Origin of the sequence: Novosphingobium kaempferiae (genome assembly GCF_021227995.1) — a bacterium.
Lineage (GTDB): Bacteria > Pseudomonadota > Alphaproteobacteria > Sphingomonadales > Sphingomonadaceae > Novosphingobium > Novosphingobium kaempferiae.
In genome coordinates, this window is the sequence record NZ_CP089301.1 from 944,496 (window position 1) to 959,327 (window position 14,832).

A 14,832-nucleotide genomic window follows, 5' to 3' on the forward strand; every position below is an offset into this window, starting at 1 on the left:
GAATGATCGCGCCTTGGTGTCAATTACCACTCAGCCACCTCTCGTTGGGCGCGGGGGTTCATGCCCCCGCGCTTCCCATGGTTTTCAGCTTCAAAGATGGTCGCCGAACGACAGTCCCAGTTCGACGCCGAAGTAGCGCGGCGCGCCGTATTGCGAGTTGAGCCACAGCCCCGCGACGTTCTGCACCGCGATGCGATAGCGCTTGTCGGTCAGGTTCTTGCCGATCACGCGCACGTAGTAGCGGTCATCCGCCTGCGCGAGCGTGATCGAGCCGTTCACCAGCGTCCTCGCGTTGAGGAAGGTGTTGCCCAGCGGATCGTCGATCGCCTGCGTGTTGAGGTTGCGCCCGGTGTAGGCGACGTTGCCGTTGACCGTCAGCTTGTAGTCGCTTCCCAGCGGCAGCGAGTACACGCCGTCAAGCGTCCACTGCCACTTGGGCGCACGGTCCAGCGGGGCGGAAGCAAGATCGTAGCCCGCGTTCTCGGCGGTATAGGTCTTGTACTTGCCATCCTGGTAGCCGAGCACGCCGCGCAGGGTCAGCCCTTCGACCGGGTTGGCCGAAAGCTCCGCCTCGATGCCCTTCACGGTGGCGCTGGCGGCGTTGACGAACAGCGTGACCTGATTGGGCTGGCCGTTCACCACGATCGGCACGTTAAGCTGCTTCTGGAGATCCTTGTACTTCACGTAGAAGCCGGTGAGGTTGAAGCGCAGGCGGTTGTCGAGGAACTGCGACTTGAGGCCGAGTTCGTAGCTGTCCGCCTTCTCCGGATCGGTCGGTCGCGCCGCCGCGCGGAAAGCGTCGAGGTCCGCGCCGAAGGCAGCGAAGCCGCCGATCTGGTCGTTGAAGCCGCCGCCCTTGTAGCCGTGCGAATAGCCGCCGAAGACGAACAGGTCGTCCGTCGCCTGATAGCTGATGCTGGCGCGGTAAGTCGGTTCGCGCCACTTGCCATCCACGCTGACGACGTTCGCCGGATAGTTGTAGACGCTGGCGTCCAGCGCCTCGTCGATAGTGATCGACGGGTCGAAGCCGCCGTTCAGCGCCGGAATGAAGGTCTGCTGGCGGCCCAGCCAGGTCTTGTCGTCCCAGGTGTAGCGGCCGCCCGCGGCGATGGTCAGCTTCTCGCCCAGCTTCAGCGTGCCCTCCAGGAACACCGCGCGCGACTTGGCGCGCTGCGCGTTGCACAGCACGTAAGGCGTGTCGTTCCAGTTGCCGAACGGCAGCGGGCCGGACGTCAGGTCAAGGAAGCCGAGGATCTGCGCGACGCAGAAGTCGATCTTGTCTCGCTGGTAGAACCCGCCCGCAACGAAGTTGAACGGCCCCTTGAAGTCGGAAGCGAAGCGCAGTTCCTGCTGCCAGGTCTTGCGATTGTCGTCGCGCGTCGCGTCGAAGAACGAGAGGTACTGGCCATCATCCGCCACCGCCGTCGCGCCCGCGTAGGAGTTCGGGATGCGCGAGCGCTGGTTGCGATATCCCGACACCGAGGTGATCGTGCCGATGCCGGTGTCGTATTCGAGGTTGGCGTAGAAGCCGTCGACCGAGATGCGCTGACCCTTGTCCATGAACAGCAGGCCGTCATGCCGCCCGGTATAGCCCGCGCGCTTGAGCGGATCGGTGCCCTGCGCATTCGGGTCCGTCAGGCCGAGCAGGTCGGTCACGAAAGGATTGGTGCCGGTGTAGAGATAGTTCTCGTTCACCGAGGGCACGGAGTCCGAACGGTCGCGGATCCACTCGTACTGGAACAGCGCGCTGAAGTTGGGCGACGGTTCCACCAGCAGCTTGGCACGGGCCTGCCACACGTCCTTGCCGCCGAGCCGCTCCCCGCCAAGGCAGCCCTGCTCGCCCTGGAACTTGTTGGCGACGAAGCCGGTGACGGGGCCGTAGCAGGCGCCGTTGCGGTAGAAGCCGTCCGACTTCTCGTACCCGCCGACGAGCCGGATTGCGGCGATGTCGCCGATCGGCACGTTCATCGCGGCCTGCACCTTCTTCTGGCCGAAGTCGCCGAACTCGGCGCGCGCATCGACGCCGACGTATTCCATCTGCGGTCGCTTGGTCCGCACGGTGACGACGCCGCCCGTGGTGTTCTTGCCGAACAGGGTGCCCTGCGGGCCGCGAAGCACTTCGACCTGCGCGATGTCGAAGGTGTCGAGAAGCTGCGTCTGGACCGACGGCACCACGAAGTCGTCCACCAGCACCGCGACCGGCGGCTCGAAGTAGACGATGATCGAAGTCTGGCCGACGCCGCGCATGGCGAAGCTGGCGGCGTTGAAGTTGGCGATGGTCGCCGCCGAGAAGTTCGGCACGAACGCCGCGATGTCGCCAAGGTCGCGCGGCGCGGCCTGCGCGATCAGCGTGCTGTCGACGGCGGAGACCGAGACCGGGGTGGACTGGAGATCGGTCGCGCGTCGGGTGGCGGTGACGACGATCTCAGCCAGACCCCCAGTAGATTGGGCGCTCTGTTGGGGCGGTGCTTCGGCGGCCGTCGCGGCGTCGGTGGTGCTGTCCTGTGCGAAGGCCGGCGCTGCGCCCAATCCGGCCACAAGCGCGAACGCGCAAGACGAGCAGTAAAGCTGCCTGGTGAACATGCCTCTCTCTCCTTGTGCCCCGCCATTTGTTTGCGGGTTGCCTCAAGGATTATCACGAAGATGCGGTTTGGCAATCATTCATGTATGTTTTTTTGATGTGCCGTTTCATGACGCTTGCGCGGCATTGACGAAGGTTGCGCACAAACGCGGAGGAAGGCCCGGAAACTCAATATAACGTGCATTCATGATTGTTTTTATATCGCGATCGCATATGCTCGAAGCGAGAGCACGCGCCGGTACGGGCGCGGCATCGGAGAGACCTGCGGGACGCGACTCGCACCCGCGCTGAAAGGAGAGACCGGCACATGGCCTTCAGCTTCCTGTCCCGCTTCCGCGTCCGAGACGACCGGCAGGACGACTTCATCGCCCTCGCCCGCGAAATGGAGGAACTGTCCAAGCAGGAACCCGGCACGCTGGCCTACAAGTTCTTCCGCCTCGCCGAACCCGGCATGTTCGCCGTGCATGAGAGCTTCGTGGACGAGGCCGCGGACGAGGCGCACATGGCCTACGACCACAACAAGCCGCTGATCGAGAAGATCGTCGGCTGCATGGAGGGCACTTACGAACGCGAACTGCTGTTCGACCTTGCTCCGCACGGGAGAGCCTGAGCCCATGCCCGCGAAGAGCTTCATCGCCCAGCTGCGCACCCGTCCCGAGAAGCGCGCCGACATGATCGCGCTGCAATCCGAACTGAAGGGCCTCGTCTTCGAGAACGAGCCGGACGCGCTCGTCTACGAACTGTTCCAGTCGGAGGCCGATCCCGATCTCTTCCAAGTCGTCGCCACCTTCCGGGACGATGCCGCCTACGAAAAGCACATGCACATCGACTTCCACGACCGGCTGGTCCCGCCGATCCTAGAATGCGTGGCCGAGGACATGAAGCTGGAGTTCTACCGCTCGCTGCCGTGAGCAGATAAGCCGTCGTCATTGCGAGCCACAGGCTTCGCTGCGCTCGCAATGACGCGGTTTTACGGCCTCAGACGATCGCCGCCGCTTCGCGCAAGCTTGCGATCATCGACTGGCGCAGCAGGTACTGGCGGCGCGCATCGTCGTCGGTCTGCATCGAGAGCATCTTCTCGCGGCGACGGGCATGGGCCTCGCCCTGACCGCCGCGCATGATCTCCATGTTCTCGATGGTCTGCTGTTGCGTGAAGCTGTGCGTCATGGTGCGACGCTGGCGGTCGAACACGTCGAGCAGTTCGTCGTCCGCGCCCTTGAGCACGTCGACCAGCTTCTCGCACAGGTTGAACGCGTCATGCACGCCGCTGTTCATGCCGAAGCCCCCCAGCGGGTTGTTGAGGTGCGCGGAGTCGCCGATCAGCAGCACGCGGTCCTTGCGGAACTGCTTCGCCACGCGCTGATGGACGCGATAGATCGTGCGGTGGCGCGTCTGGACGCTCTCGCCGTCCTTGAGGAAGCCGCCGAAGACGCGGTTCTTCTTGTCCTCGGACAGCAGTTCCTCGGTCGTCTCCTCGTTGGCGGGGACAAGCACGCGCCACAGCGTCGGCACGCGAAGCAGCACCATCCACTCGTCTGCATCCGAAACGTAGTTGACGTAGGCGAGGTCCGGGATCTCGTCGCGGATCTCCTGCTCGGTCGACAGGCACAGGAAGCGCTCGGGATAGGTGAACCCGTCGAATTCGATGCCGAGCCACTTGCGCACGATCGAACTCGCGCCGTCCGCGCCGATCAGATAGTCGGCGCGCACGCGCACGATCTCGGTCGGCGTCTCCAGCGCCACGTCGACGCCCTCGTCGTCCTGCTGGAACCAGACGAGGCGGTGGTTGAACAGCACCTCGGCGTTGGGCTCCTCGGTCAGCCGGTCAGACAGCTTGCGCGACAGGTGGTACTGCTCACACTGCAGGCGGAAAGGATATTTGGTGTCGCCCGCCAGTTCGCCGAAGTCGAAGGGATAGATCTCGCCCGACTTGCGGTCGCGCCAGTGATACACCGGCGACTTGAGGCCCATGCCCATCAGGTAGTCGGTGACCTTGATCTGGTCGAGCATCTCCAGCGTCGGCGGATGGAACGTGGAGGCCCGAAGGTCCGCCGCATTGTCCGCACCGGTCTCGGCCAGGATCACGTCCACGCCGTTCATCGCCAGATACATCGCGGCGACACTGCCCACCGGTCCCGCCCCCGCGACGACGACCTGCACCCGCTTGATATTGGTCATTTTCCCTGTTCTCCTTGGCCCGGCCTCATTCAAGGCCGGGCGCGGATCGGATTCAAAGTCGTTGTCAGAACTCGGCCATCAGGCGGCCAAAACCGTCGATCTGGTCGTCGATCCCGTTGGCGCGCAGGGCGTGCCAGTACGTCGCGGTGTTGATCGCGATCACCGGCTTGCCCAGCCAGGTCTCGGCGGCGGCAGCGAAGCGCATGCAGTCGAGGTTGGTGCCGACTTGGATCAGCGCGTCCACGTCATCCCCGTCGAGGTACTTGAAGGTTTCGCGCAGCGAGGCCTCGGTCGTCTCGGCGATGGCGATCCAGCTCGGCCGCTCCAGCGCGACATCGCGCACCGTCTCGTAGCCGTAGTCCGAGAGGAAGTTCTTCACTTCGGCATTGGCGGTCGGGAAGTAGGGCGAGAGGAAGGCGACCTTCTTTATCCCGCCGTAGGCTTCCAGCGCCTTCACGGTCGCTTCCGCGCCGGTCGAGACGCCAAGGCCGGACACTTCCTCCACCTGCTCGCGCCACTTGCGGCCGCCCTCGGCGCCGTTGAAGAAGGTGACGGCGGACATGCCCATGACGAGATAGTTCGGCTCGCAGGTCAGCACGCGGCGCACGGCGTCGTGCGTCATCTCGCTGATCTTCCACGCACCCGCCATGAAAGTCTCGTTGGAGACCGCCTGCGCGTTGTCGACGTGGATGCGGGCGTAGTGGTTGGTCACGCCGCGCGGGCGCAGGTCATCGAAGTCGGGCTGGACGATGGTGTTGGTCGACGGCCCGAGCACGCCGAACTTCATGCGATAACCCTGCCTGTCCTTGCTGCGAATGGTGGTCATGTCATTCTCCGTAAGAGGTGGAGCCGGGGGGATTTCAGACCGCGCCCGCGAGCCATGGCTCTGCGGTCGCGACACGCGCTTCGTGAGCGCTGATCGCATCGTCCTCGCCGCGCGTGAGCGCGATCTCGTCGAGGCCGTCGATCAGGCAGGCGCGGCGGAAAGAGTCGATGCGGAACGGCCAGCGCTGACCGTCGGGCGTCTCGATCACCTGTTCGATGAGGTCGGCCTTCAGCGTGCCGGCAGCGCCGTCGTTCTGCGCCACCGCCATGAGCGGTGCGATGGCCGCCTCGTCGACAAAGGCGGTGAGGATGCCGTTCTTGAAGGCGTTGCTGGAAAAGATGTCCGAGAAGCTCGGCGCGATCACGACGCGGATACCGATGTCGGCAATGGCCCAGGCGGCATGCTCGCGGCTCGATCCGCAGCCGAAGTTGGCCCCCGCGACGAGCAGCGGCGCGCCCTTCCAGCGCGGATCGCCGAACACGGTGACGCCGCTCTCGCGCAGCGCATCGAACGCACCCGCGCCGAGGCCGACCTTGCTGATCGTCTTGAGCCAGTCCGAACCGATGATCTGGTCGGTATCGACATTGGCGAGGCCCAGCGGATAGGCGCGCCCTTCAACCACGGTCATGGTCATGCGGTTTCTCCAAGGTAGTCGCGAACGTCGGCAAGGTGCCCCGCGACGCCCGCCGCCGCCGCCATCGCGGGGCTCATCAGGTGCGTGCGCGCGTCCGGGCCCTGGCGGCCGACGAAGTTGCGGTTGGAGGTGGAAGCGCAGCGACCCAGCGGCGGGATCACGTCCGGGTTCATGCCGAGGCACGCCGAGCAGCCCGGCTCGCGCCATTCGAACCCGGCGTCGAGGAAGATGCGGTCGAGTCCTTCGGCTTCGGCCATCAGCTTGACGAGGCCCGAGCCCGGCACGACGATGGCGGACTGGATGCGCTCCGACAGGTGGCGGCCTTCGAGCACCTTCGCGGCGGCGCGCAAGTCCTCGATGCGGCTGTTGGTGCAGCTGCCGATGAAGACGTGGTCGACCGCGACCTCCTCCATGGCCTGCCCCGGCGCGATGCCCATGTAATCGAGCGCACGGGCAACAGCGGCGCGGCGCCCCTCGTCGGCGATGTCCTCCAGCTTCGGCGCGGCGCCGGTGATGGCGACGACCTGCTCGGGATTGGTGCCCCAGGTGACGCTGGGCGCGATCTCCGCGGCGTCGATGACGACCGACTTGTCGAACACCGCGCCGTCATCGCTGCGCAGGGTGCGCCAGTGCGCGACGGCGCGTTCCCATTGCTCACCCTTCGGGGCCATCGGGCGGCCCTTGAGGTAGGCGAACGTCGTCTCGTCCGGCGCGAAGAGGCCGGCGCGGGCACCCGCCTCGATCGACATGTTGGAGACGGTCAGGCGCTCCTCGATGGTCATCCCCTCGAACGCGGAGCCGCGATACTCGATGACATGGCCGATGCCGCCGCCGACGCCGATGCGGGCGATGACGGCGAGGATCACGTCCTTCGCCGAGACGCCATGGCCAAGCCTGCCTTCGACGCGGATCTCCATCGACTTCGAACGCGCCATGCGCAGCGTCTGCGTGGCCAGCACATGCTCGACCTCGGTGGTGCCGATGCCGAAGGCCAGCGCGCCCAGCGCCCCGTGCGCGGCGGTGTGGCTGTCGCCGCAGACGAGAGTGCAGCCCGGCAGCGTGAAGCCCTGCTCCGGCCCGACGACGTGGACGATGCCCTGCTCGGGCGAGGTCGCGGTGAAGAACGGCACGCCGAACTCGGCGACGTTCGCCTCAAGCGCGGCGAGCTGCGCAGCGCTGGCGGGATCCTCCACCGGGATCAGCGCGCCGGAGGCATCGACGCGTGGCGTCGTCGGCACGTTATGGTCCGGCATCGCCAGCGTCAGGTCGGTCCGGCGCACCGGCAGCCCGGCCTTGCGCAGCCCCTCGAAGGCCTGCGCGGAACTGACTTCGTGGACCAGATGACGGTCGATGTAGATGAGGCTAGTGCCGTCATCGCGGCTGGAGACGACGTGTGCGTCCCAGATCTTCTCGTAGAGGGTACGTGCGGTCATGGTTCTCGATCCCCTCGCTCAGTCCTGCGCCCAGCGCTTCTCGAACGCCCAGACGTCCTCGAAGCCGATCAGGCTGCAGAAGCGCTTGAAGTCGAACATCTCGTCGTTGCTTGGCGCGTCGCCCGCGCGCAGGCGGCGGAACGCCTGCTCCATCGCCTGCGCGGCGACGAGCGATGCCATCGCCGGGTAGATCGCGATGGAGTAGCCCAACGCCTCAAGCTCGGCTGGCGAGACAATCGGGGTCAGGCCGCCGTGCGCCATGTTCGCCAGCATCGGCAGGTCGAAGGCGGACGTGATCGCGCGCACTTCCTCATGGCTGGTCAGCGCTTCGGGGAAGAGCACGTCGGCACCAGCCTTCGCATAGGCCTCCATGCGGCGCATGACGCCGTCGTAGCCCTCGGACTGGCGCGCGTCGGTGCGGGCGATGACGAGGAAGTCCTCGGACGAGCGCGCATCGCAGGCGACCTCGATCTTGCGCGCCATCTCCTCGACCGGGATCACCCGCTTGAAGGGCGTGTGGCCGCACTTCTTCGGGAACTCCTGGTCCTCGATCTGGATCGCGGTGACGCCCGCCGCCTCGTAGCCGCGAACGGTGTGGTGGACGTTGAGCAGGCCGCCGAAGCCGGTGTCCGCATCCGCGATCACCGCCGCCTTGGACGACTGCACCAGCGTCGCCATGCGATCGGTCATCTGCGTGACCGATGCGATCCCGGCATCGGGCAGGCCATGCGCGGAGGCCGTCAGCCAGTACCCTGAACCGTAGACGACCTCGAAGTCGCACTGCGCGGCGACGACGGCGGAGATCATGTCCTGGATACCCGGTGCGGTCACGAACCTGCCTTCGGCAAGCATCTGTCTCAGGATCGGCTGCGCCATGGTGTCCTCGTCTCGATGTGAAGCGTGCGGACGCTCGGGCGTCCCTTGTCGCCTTCCGTCCTATTCCGGGATCGGCCGCAGCCGAACCGCGATTACGGCACATGTTCACCCTGTGGACATTGCAGTGCAGCATTGGCATGATGTCCGCGTCGGACCGCTTACAGGCGGCCGCCAACATGAGGGCCGCAGACTTTGGACAATGGAATTCCAATCCGCTCGTTGTCACGTGGCATCGCCGTGCTCCAGGCGATCAACCGGAGCGGCTCGGCGACGCTTACCGACATCGCAAAGGCCTGCAATCTGCCGTTTCCGACCGTCTCGCGGTTGGTCCAGTCGCTCCAGCACGAAGGCCTGATCGAGCGCGAGCCGAACCGCCGTCGCTATCGTCCGACGGCACTGGTCCAGACCCTCGCGCATGGGTTCCAGGGCGATGCTCGCCTGGTGAAAGCTGCGCGCCCGCACATCGTCGAACTGACGCGGATGGTGGGCTGGCCGATCACGCTATCGACGCACGTCGGTCACTCGATGGTCATCCGCGATTCGACCCATGCGCTGAGTGCGCTGACCTTCAACGAATACTTCCCCGGCTACGCCAGCCCGCTGCTGGAGACCGCCGCCGGACTGATCTACATCGCCTCCATCGACGAAGCGGAGCGCGAAGCGCTGGTCGCCTCGATGAAGGTGCTCGAAAACCCGGAATGGGACCACGCCATCGGACTTGCCGAGGATCAGGGCTTCCTCGCCCAGTTGCGCGATCAGGGCTACGCGACGCGCAGCTTCAACCGCTTCACCCGCAATCCCGGCAAGACGTCCTCGCTGGCCGCCGCCGTGTTCGAGGGCGAGCGGCCGGTCGGCACGATCTCGCTCGCCTTCTTCGCCTCGGCCATGAAGATGGAGGACGCGGTGAGCCGCTTCTCCGAACTCATCCGCACCTGCGCCGCCGCGATCAGCGCCGAACTGTCGATCGACGCCGAATTGCCGGACGGAGAGCCCGAAGCCGATCAGCGCGCCTGAAGCCAGTCTACCACCGCGCTGACGGGCAGAATGTCCGCGTACTTGAGCTGCATGTCGGTCAGGTTGGCGAAGTGCGGGCTTTCGTGCTTGTCCGCCGTCGTCTCGATGGGAACGATGGTGCGGTAGCCGTGGCTGACGCTGTCCACCGCCGTCGCACGCACGCAGCCGGAGGTCGAGCCGCCGGTGACGACCACCGTATCGACACCGTGCCACGTCAGCAGGCTATTTAGATGCGTTTCGTGAAACGCGGATGCCATTCGCTTGTCGAACACCGCGTCCACGCTCTCGTCCACCTCGCAGCGCGGGTCGAAGGCGTGGCGCTCGCTGCCGACGCGGATCGACTGGAGCGCGTCCTCGCCATCCTCGCGCATGCCCCAGACGCCGCAGTCCGCGCCGCCCGCCATGTAGGCGACGCGCGTCCAGATCACCGGCATCCCCTTCTCACGCGCCAAGCGGGAGATCGTGTTGACGTGCTCGATCTGGCGCGGGTCGGTCTCGTATGCGGTCACGAAGCGGTCGAGCCGCGTGTAGGCGCACTGGATGTCTACGTTGACGATGGCGAGCTTGCTGCCGAACCCGAAGGGGCGACGGGCGGGATTGGCCATGACCTGCTCGAAATACTGGCGGGCGGTCAGCGGCGATTCGACCATATGCGTGCCGACGAGGGTCATGTGTGCTCCGGTGCTGGGATAGGTAGCATATCGGGCTAGCGGCGGGCACACCGCACGCAAGCCCTGCGCAGCGCTGTCCTCATGGAGTGGAAAGCCCGGCGCAGGCGCGGATGAACCCGACCACACCCGCGTTGAGCCGCTCCACCACCTCGCCGCGCTTCGCGTCGCCGGGCCGCAGGCGTCCGAAGGCGCCGTCGAAGTAGTGGTCCATCCCTTCGAACACCATCGGCACGCCGCGCGGCGCGGCATCGCAGGAGACGAGATGCTGGCGCCAGTCGTCCACGAAACCGGGCATCACGTCGGCGGTGCCGGTGACGCAGAGCATGGGCAGCGTGCAGCGGCTCCAGCCTGCCGCGTCGATCACCCCCGGCATCGGCGGCGGTGGGGACAGGGCAACAACGCAGAGCGGTTCCGGGCCAGGCAGCGGGTCTGTTCCGGTCGCCGGATCAAGTAGCGCCCCGCCCGCGACCTGCGCGATCAACGCCCCGTAGCTGTGTCCCACCGCCGCATGGCGCGTGATGGGCGGCAACCCGACGATACCTTGAGAGAGCGTTGCGCTTACCAGCGCGAAATCCTCGACGCGGGTGCGCCGGACTTTCGAAGGATCGTCGATGACTCGCGCGCCGTGCTCCTCGGAATCGAGGTGCATCGGCGCGCAGACCACGAACCCAGCCCGCGCCCAGCGCGTCAGCAGTACACCATAGCGCGAGGGCGCGGCGTTCACCCCGTGCGAAAAGACGATGCCGATCGGATCGTCTGGCAAGTCGAGCGGCGCGCATATCGTCACGTCCACCGCCCTGCCGCCGCTCGCGGCCAGCCGGACGGTGGACGTCGCGATCATTCCGCGACGGCGGGCGGCAGGGTCTCGCCATCCACGAAGCGCCGGGCGACGTGGCCGGACAGCGCGCCTTTCTCCAGCGGCAGCATGTGCCCCGCGCCCTCAATAATGGTGAACTGCTTCTCCGCCCCCCCCACCGCCTCGAAGGCGGCGACGCCGTGTTCGACCGCCAGCGTGCGGTTGTGCCGCGACCACATGACGAGCGTCGGCGTTGCGATCTGCCCGAGCAGCTTCGCCCGCTCCGCCTCGCCGAACAGCGCCGCCTGCGCATAGCTGGAACGGATCGAACCGGTCGGATCCTCGCGGTTCATGAGATCACCGTAACGCTGCACCATCGCCTCGGTCACCAGCAAGGGATCTGCGAAGTTCGCGTTGAGCAGGTTGCGCATGGCCTCTACCGGGGGAAGTGGCACAGGCGCGGGCTTTTTCGGCTCCGAGGCGTTGTTGATGCGTCCGTGCCCGAGCGGAAAGTTGATAAGGACCAGTCGCGAGACGCGCTGCGGATTATGCGCCGCGTAAGCCGCCACCGTCATCCCACCACTCGACGATCCGGCGAGCACGAAGCGCTTGAGGCCGAGGTGATCGACCAACCCGGCGAGCAGCGCTTCCTCGTCGTCGTAGGTGATCGTCGGCCCGTCGCCCTGCCCGGTCAGGCCCCAGCGCAGGCGGTCGTAGCGCACCACGCGATACTCGGGAAACGCGGCCAGCCACGGCTCGTAAGATGCAAGGTCGAGGAACGAACCGTGGACCAGCACGATCACCGGCGCATCCGGGCCGCGCGCGCCCTCGTCGGTATAATGTAGCGGCACCCCGCCCAGCACAGCGAAGCGCGAGCGGTACGTGGCGTAGCGTTCGCGCAGAATTTCGAGCGTGTTCACGGATTGCCTCCCTGTCTGGCCTGCAGGTCTAGCAGCCGCAGTTGGAGCATCCTTCGCGGAAAACCCGGCCTGACCATCAGGCGGGCCCGAAGGCATTGCCGTCGCGGCGGACGCGCAGGCTGCCAGCGCCACGAAAGTGAGCGGGATAAAGCTCGATGCCTTCCTCGGCGGCACGGTCGAGCATGGCGATACGGGTGGCGACGGCAAGATCGGGATCTCCGCAGAAGGCGCTCGTCCATTCGGGCACGCGCAGTTGGATGGGGGAATGGATGGCGTCGCCACAGAACAGCGCGGCACCTTCACGGCGATGCAGGTGGAGCCCGAAATGCTCGACCGTGTGGCCGGGCAACGCCTCGACCGTCACGCCCTCGGCCAGTTCGTCGCCCGCCGTCACGTAGAGCGCGAGGCCATGGTCGACGACCGGCAGGATGCTGTCTTCGAAGGCCCCGTGGTTGACCGGCACGTCGCTCGCCGCAGCAAGGGCGCGCCAGTCCCCCACCTCCCGGCGCGACATGGCGTAGCGGGCGCGCGGGAACGTCGGTACCCAGCGGCCGTCCTCCAGCCGGGTATTCCAGCCGACATGATCGGCATGGAGATGCGTGCAGAGAACGAGGTCGATGTCGTTCGGCGCCAGGCCCTCGGCCGCGAGATCGCGCAACAGGCGGTCGCTGCCGCGCCGGTGCCAGGCGGCATGGCGCGGACGCTCCTTGTGCTGGCCGATGCAGGTATCGACGAGGATCGTGCGCCCGCCTGCGCGCACCAGCCAGGACTTCATGCCGAGGCGCACCTTCTCCATCGCCGGGTCGAGGTGATCGGGACAGAGCCACGACTCCTCGCCCGCAATGCGCGCGGCGTCGGCCATCGGGAAGATGTGGTTGAGGCCGATCTCGAAGCAGTCCTCGTCGATCAGCGGGCGGATTACGGGTTCCATGCGTGCAAGGCTCGCACTGCCGCCCCCGCCCCCGCCAATTGCACGCGCATCAATGTCCGCGCTGCGGACGCCGTGTTCGCCCTGCGGACGAATCGTAAAAAGGGAATCGGAGAGCGCCGCGCAGTTTGTTCAACTCGCGTCAGCAAGGGGTGCGCAAAGAAACGCCCCGGCCCACAGGTTGCGCGATAGCCGGAACACATGTCACTATTCTTTCGGTAAACCGCGATTCACGATCCTTGGGCTCAGGGCGGAAGCGGCCACCTTCGGGGAGGCTTACTGACAGCGCTTAGTTGAATTGCCGGGGGTGTGGTTCGATGGCGAATGTGGAATCGGTGATACGCGGGCTGGAGATCCTCCGCCTGCTCAACATGAGGACGGGGCAGAGCCTGACGGAGCTTGCGGAAGGCTCCGGCCTGCCGCGCGGCACGGCTTACCGGATGCTGTTCACGCTGGAGAATTCCGGCCTCGTGGAGCGCATCCAGAACCGCTACTGGATCACCCAGAAGGTGCGCACGCTCAGCCACGGCTTCGACGACGACTGGGCCTGCGAGGTCGCCCGCCCGATCATGCGCGAACTGGGCCGCAGCGTTCACTGGCCGGTGACGCTGAGCGAGCAGTCGGGCAGCATCGCGCTGGTTCGCGAGACGACCGACGCCGAAAGCACCCTCGTCTTCTCCGAGACCAAGCCGGGCTATCGCATGTCGATGCTCGACACCGCATCTGGCCGCGTGCTGCTGGCCTATGCCCCCGAACGCAAGCAGCGCACCCTGATCGACTACCTGCGCTGCCAGCCCGAGGGGGTCAGCCCCTTTGGCCGAACCTGCGGGGAGGAATTCGACACGATCAGCGGCGTGATCCGCACGCGCGGGTACGATGTCCTGCCGATGCCGCATGGCCGGCAGTCGGCGCTGGCGGTGCCGGTGGTGGACGCTTCCGGCCACGCTGTTGCGGCGCTGGCCCTGCGCTATTTCAACTCCGCGATGCGCCACAGCGACGCGGTGGAGCGCTTCCTCGGCCCGTTGACCGCCACCGCCGCGCGGATCAGCGAGAGCCTCGGCCACCGTGACGGAGCGATGCATTGAGCGAGGGCGCCCGCTACCATGTCCGCGCGCTTGACCGGTCGCTGGCGATTTTGCGCACCCTGAACCGGCACAACGGGCTGCAGGCGACCGAACTCAGCCGCCTCGTCGACCTGCCGCGCCCGACCGTGCTGCGCCTGCTGAACACGCTGAGCGGGGCGGGCTACGTGATGCGTTCGGAGTCCGACGGACGCTACCGCGCGACCCGCCGCCTGCGTGATCTTTCCTGCGGATACGAGGAGGAAACCTGGCTGCGCAGCGTCGTGAAGCCCTTCCTCGCCGAGCTTGAGGCGGAGCTGATCTGGCCGCTCGCGGTGATCCGCCTGCACGACCGCGCGCTCATCATCGAGGCGCTGACCGACCACGGTTCGCAGATGCTGGAACGGCGGGATTGCGCGGGAACCGAGGTCGCGCCGCTGGTCAGCACGGCCGGTTACCTGCACATGGCGTTCCTGCCGCAAGGGCAGGCGCGGCGCTATATCGACCACGTCCTCGCCACCGATACCGCCACGATGGAGCGGCTCGGCATGAGCGCGCAGGACGTGATCGACAAGGTCGCGGAGACGCAGCGCCACGGCTATGCGCACCTCCATCTCGACACGCACAGCGCGATGGCGGTGCCGGTCTGGTGCCATGGCGCGATCTCCTGCGCGCTCATCATGCGGATGCACGGGACGCTCGATGCGCGCCAGCAGATCATGGCGCGATATGCCGATCAGCTTCGCGATGCGGCGGAAGTGCTGGCCGGGCGGATCATCCAGACCGGGGCGATGATCTACGACACGCCAACCGACCGCATGGCTTTGAGTTAGCAGCCTTTTCCCGTCACCCTTGCACAGAGATGACGGGTTTTCAGGATCGAATCCCGCCATGCACTGAACGGCACCTAGCGG

Annotated in this window: 15 protein-coding genes; 5 read left to right on the top strand and 10 right to left on the bottom strand. The window is 66.4% G+C overall.

The genetic code is table 11. The features are described 5' to 3' along the window. Positions 1 to 90: 90 nt before the first annotated feature. Positions 91 to 2,583, bottom strand: a complete 2,493-nt coding sequence (locus LO787_RS04455; protein WP_232494644.1) for a TonB-dependent receptor — start codon at positions 2,581 to 2,583, stop codon at positions 91 to 93. 305 nt (positions 2,584 to 2,888) lie between these two features. On the opposite strand from LO787_RS04455, the gene LO787_RS04460 reads away from it, so the two are divergent. Then, positions 2,889 to 3,191, top strand: a complete 303-nt coding sequence (locus tag LO787_RS04460; RefSeq protein WP_232494645.1) for a putative quinol monooxygenase — start codon at positions 2,889 to 2,891, stop codon at positions 3,189 to 3,191. A gap of 4 nt (positions 3,192 to 3,195) precedes the next feature. Beyond that, positions 3,196 to 3,492, top strand: coding sequence for a putative quinol monooxygenase (locus LO787_RS04465; RefSeq protein WP_232494646.1), 297 nt, complete (start codon positions 3,196 to 3,198; stop codon positions 3,490 to 3,492). A gap of 67 nt (positions 3,493 to 3,559) precedes the next feature. Here LO787_RS04465 and LO787_RS04470 read toward each other — a convergent pair whose 3' ends face one another. The 5 genes from LO787_RS04470 to LO787_RS04490 form a co-directional block, all read right to left on the bottom strand. Next, the gene (locus LO787_RS04470; protein WP_232494647.1) at positions 3,560 to 4,759 is read right to left on the bottom strand and encodes an FAD-dependent oxidoreductase; all 1,200 of its coding nucleotides are present in this window, start codon (positions 4,757 to 4,759) and stop codon (positions 3,560 to 3,562) included. A 64-nt stretch (positions 4,760 to 4,823) separates the two neighbouring features. After that, positions 4,824 to 5,585: a maleate cis-trans isomerase family protein gene (locus tag LO787_RS04475; protein ID WP_232494648.1), complete on the bottom strand. Its 762-nt coding sequence runs from the start codon at positions 5,583 to 5,585 to the stop codon at positions 4,824 to 4,826. A 34-nt stretch (positions 5,586 to 5,619) separates the two neighbouring features. Continuing rightward, positions 5,620 to 6,213: a 3-isopropylmalate dehydratase small subunit gene (leuD, locus tag LO787_RS04480; RefSeq protein ID WP_232494649.1), complete on the bottom strand. Its 594-nt coding sequence runs from the start codon at positions 6,211 to 6,213 to the stop codon at positions 5,620 to 5,622. Between the two features lie 2 nt (positions 6,214 to 6,215). Continuing rightward, positions 6,216 to 7,652: a 3-isopropylmalate dehydratase large subunit gene (gene leuC, locus LO787_RS04485; protein WP_232494650.1), complete on the bottom strand. Its 1,437-nt coding sequence runs from the start codon at positions 7,650 to 7,652 to the stop codon at positions 6,216 to 6,218. An 18-nt stretch (positions 7,653 to 7,670) separates the two neighbouring features. After that, positions 7,671 to 8,528 (bottom strand): isocitrate lyase/PEP mutase family protein, encoded by an 858-nt coding sequence (locus tag LO787_RS04490; RefSeq protein ID WP_232494651.1) that lies wholly within the window; start codon positions 8,526 to 8,528, stop codon positions 7,671 to 7,673. A gap of 219 nt (positions 8,529 to 8,747) precedes the next feature. Between LO787_RS04490 and LO787_RS04495 the strand changes: the two genes are divergently transcribed. Then, on the top strand, positions 8,748 to 9,542 hold the full coding sequence (locus LO787_RS04495; protein ID WP_232494652.1) for a helix-turn-helix domain-containing protein: 795 nt from the start codon (positions 8,748 to 8,750) through the stop codon (positions 9,540 to 9,542). Here LO787_RS04495 and LO787_RS04500 read toward each other — a convergent pair. The 4 genes from LO787_RS04500 to LO787_RS04515 form a co-directional block, all read right to left on the bottom strand. Continuing rightward, a complete protein-coding gene (locus LO787_RS04500) occupies positions 9,530 to 10,213 on the bottom strand; it encodes an isochorismatase family protein (RefSeq protein WP_232494653.1) in 684 nt (227 codons plus the stop codon). The two genes, LO787_RS04495 and LO787_RS04500, sit on opposite strands and share 13 nt — an antisense overlap. A gap of 79 nt (positions 10,214 to 10,292) precedes the next feature. After that, a complete protein-coding gene (locus LO787_RS04505; protein WP_232494654.1) occupies positions 10,293 to 11,054 on the bottom strand; it encodes an alpha/beta hydrolase in 762 nt (253 codons plus the stop codon). Continuing rightward, positions 11,051 to 11,929, bottom strand: a complete 879-nt coding sequence (locus tag LO787_RS04510) for an alpha/beta fold hydrolase (protein ID WP_232494655.1) — start codon at positions 11,927 to 11,929, stop codon at positions 11,051 to 11,053. The genes LO787_RS04505 and LO787_RS04510 overlap by 4 nt, the downstream gene beginning before the upstream one ends. A 76-nt stretch (positions 11,930 to 12,005) precedes the next feature. Continuing rightward, positions 12,006 to 12,860, bottom strand: a complete 855-nt coding sequence (locus LO787_RS04515) for an MBL fold metallo-hydrolase (protein ID WP_232494656.1) — start codon at positions 12,858 to 12,860, stop codon at positions 12,006 to 12,008. Between the two features lie 314 nt (positions 12,861 to 13,174). On the opposite strand from LO787_RS04515, the gene LO787_RS04520 reads away from it, so the two are divergent. Continuing rightward, positions 13,175 to 13,942 (top strand): helix-turn-helix domain-containing protein, encoded by a 768-nt coding sequence (locus tag LO787_RS04520; protein ID WP_232494657.1) that lies wholly within the window; start codon positions 13,175 to 13,177, stop codon positions 13,940 to 13,942. Continuing rightward, entirely contained in the window at positions 13,939 to 14,751 is an 813-nt protein-coding gene (locus LO787_RS04525) for a helix-turn-helix domain-containing protein (RefSeq protein WP_232494658.1), read from the top strand. The genes LO787_RS04520 and LO787_RS04525 overlap by 4 nt, the downstream gene beginning before the upstream one ends. Positions 14,752 to 14,832: the final 81 nt, after the last annotated feature.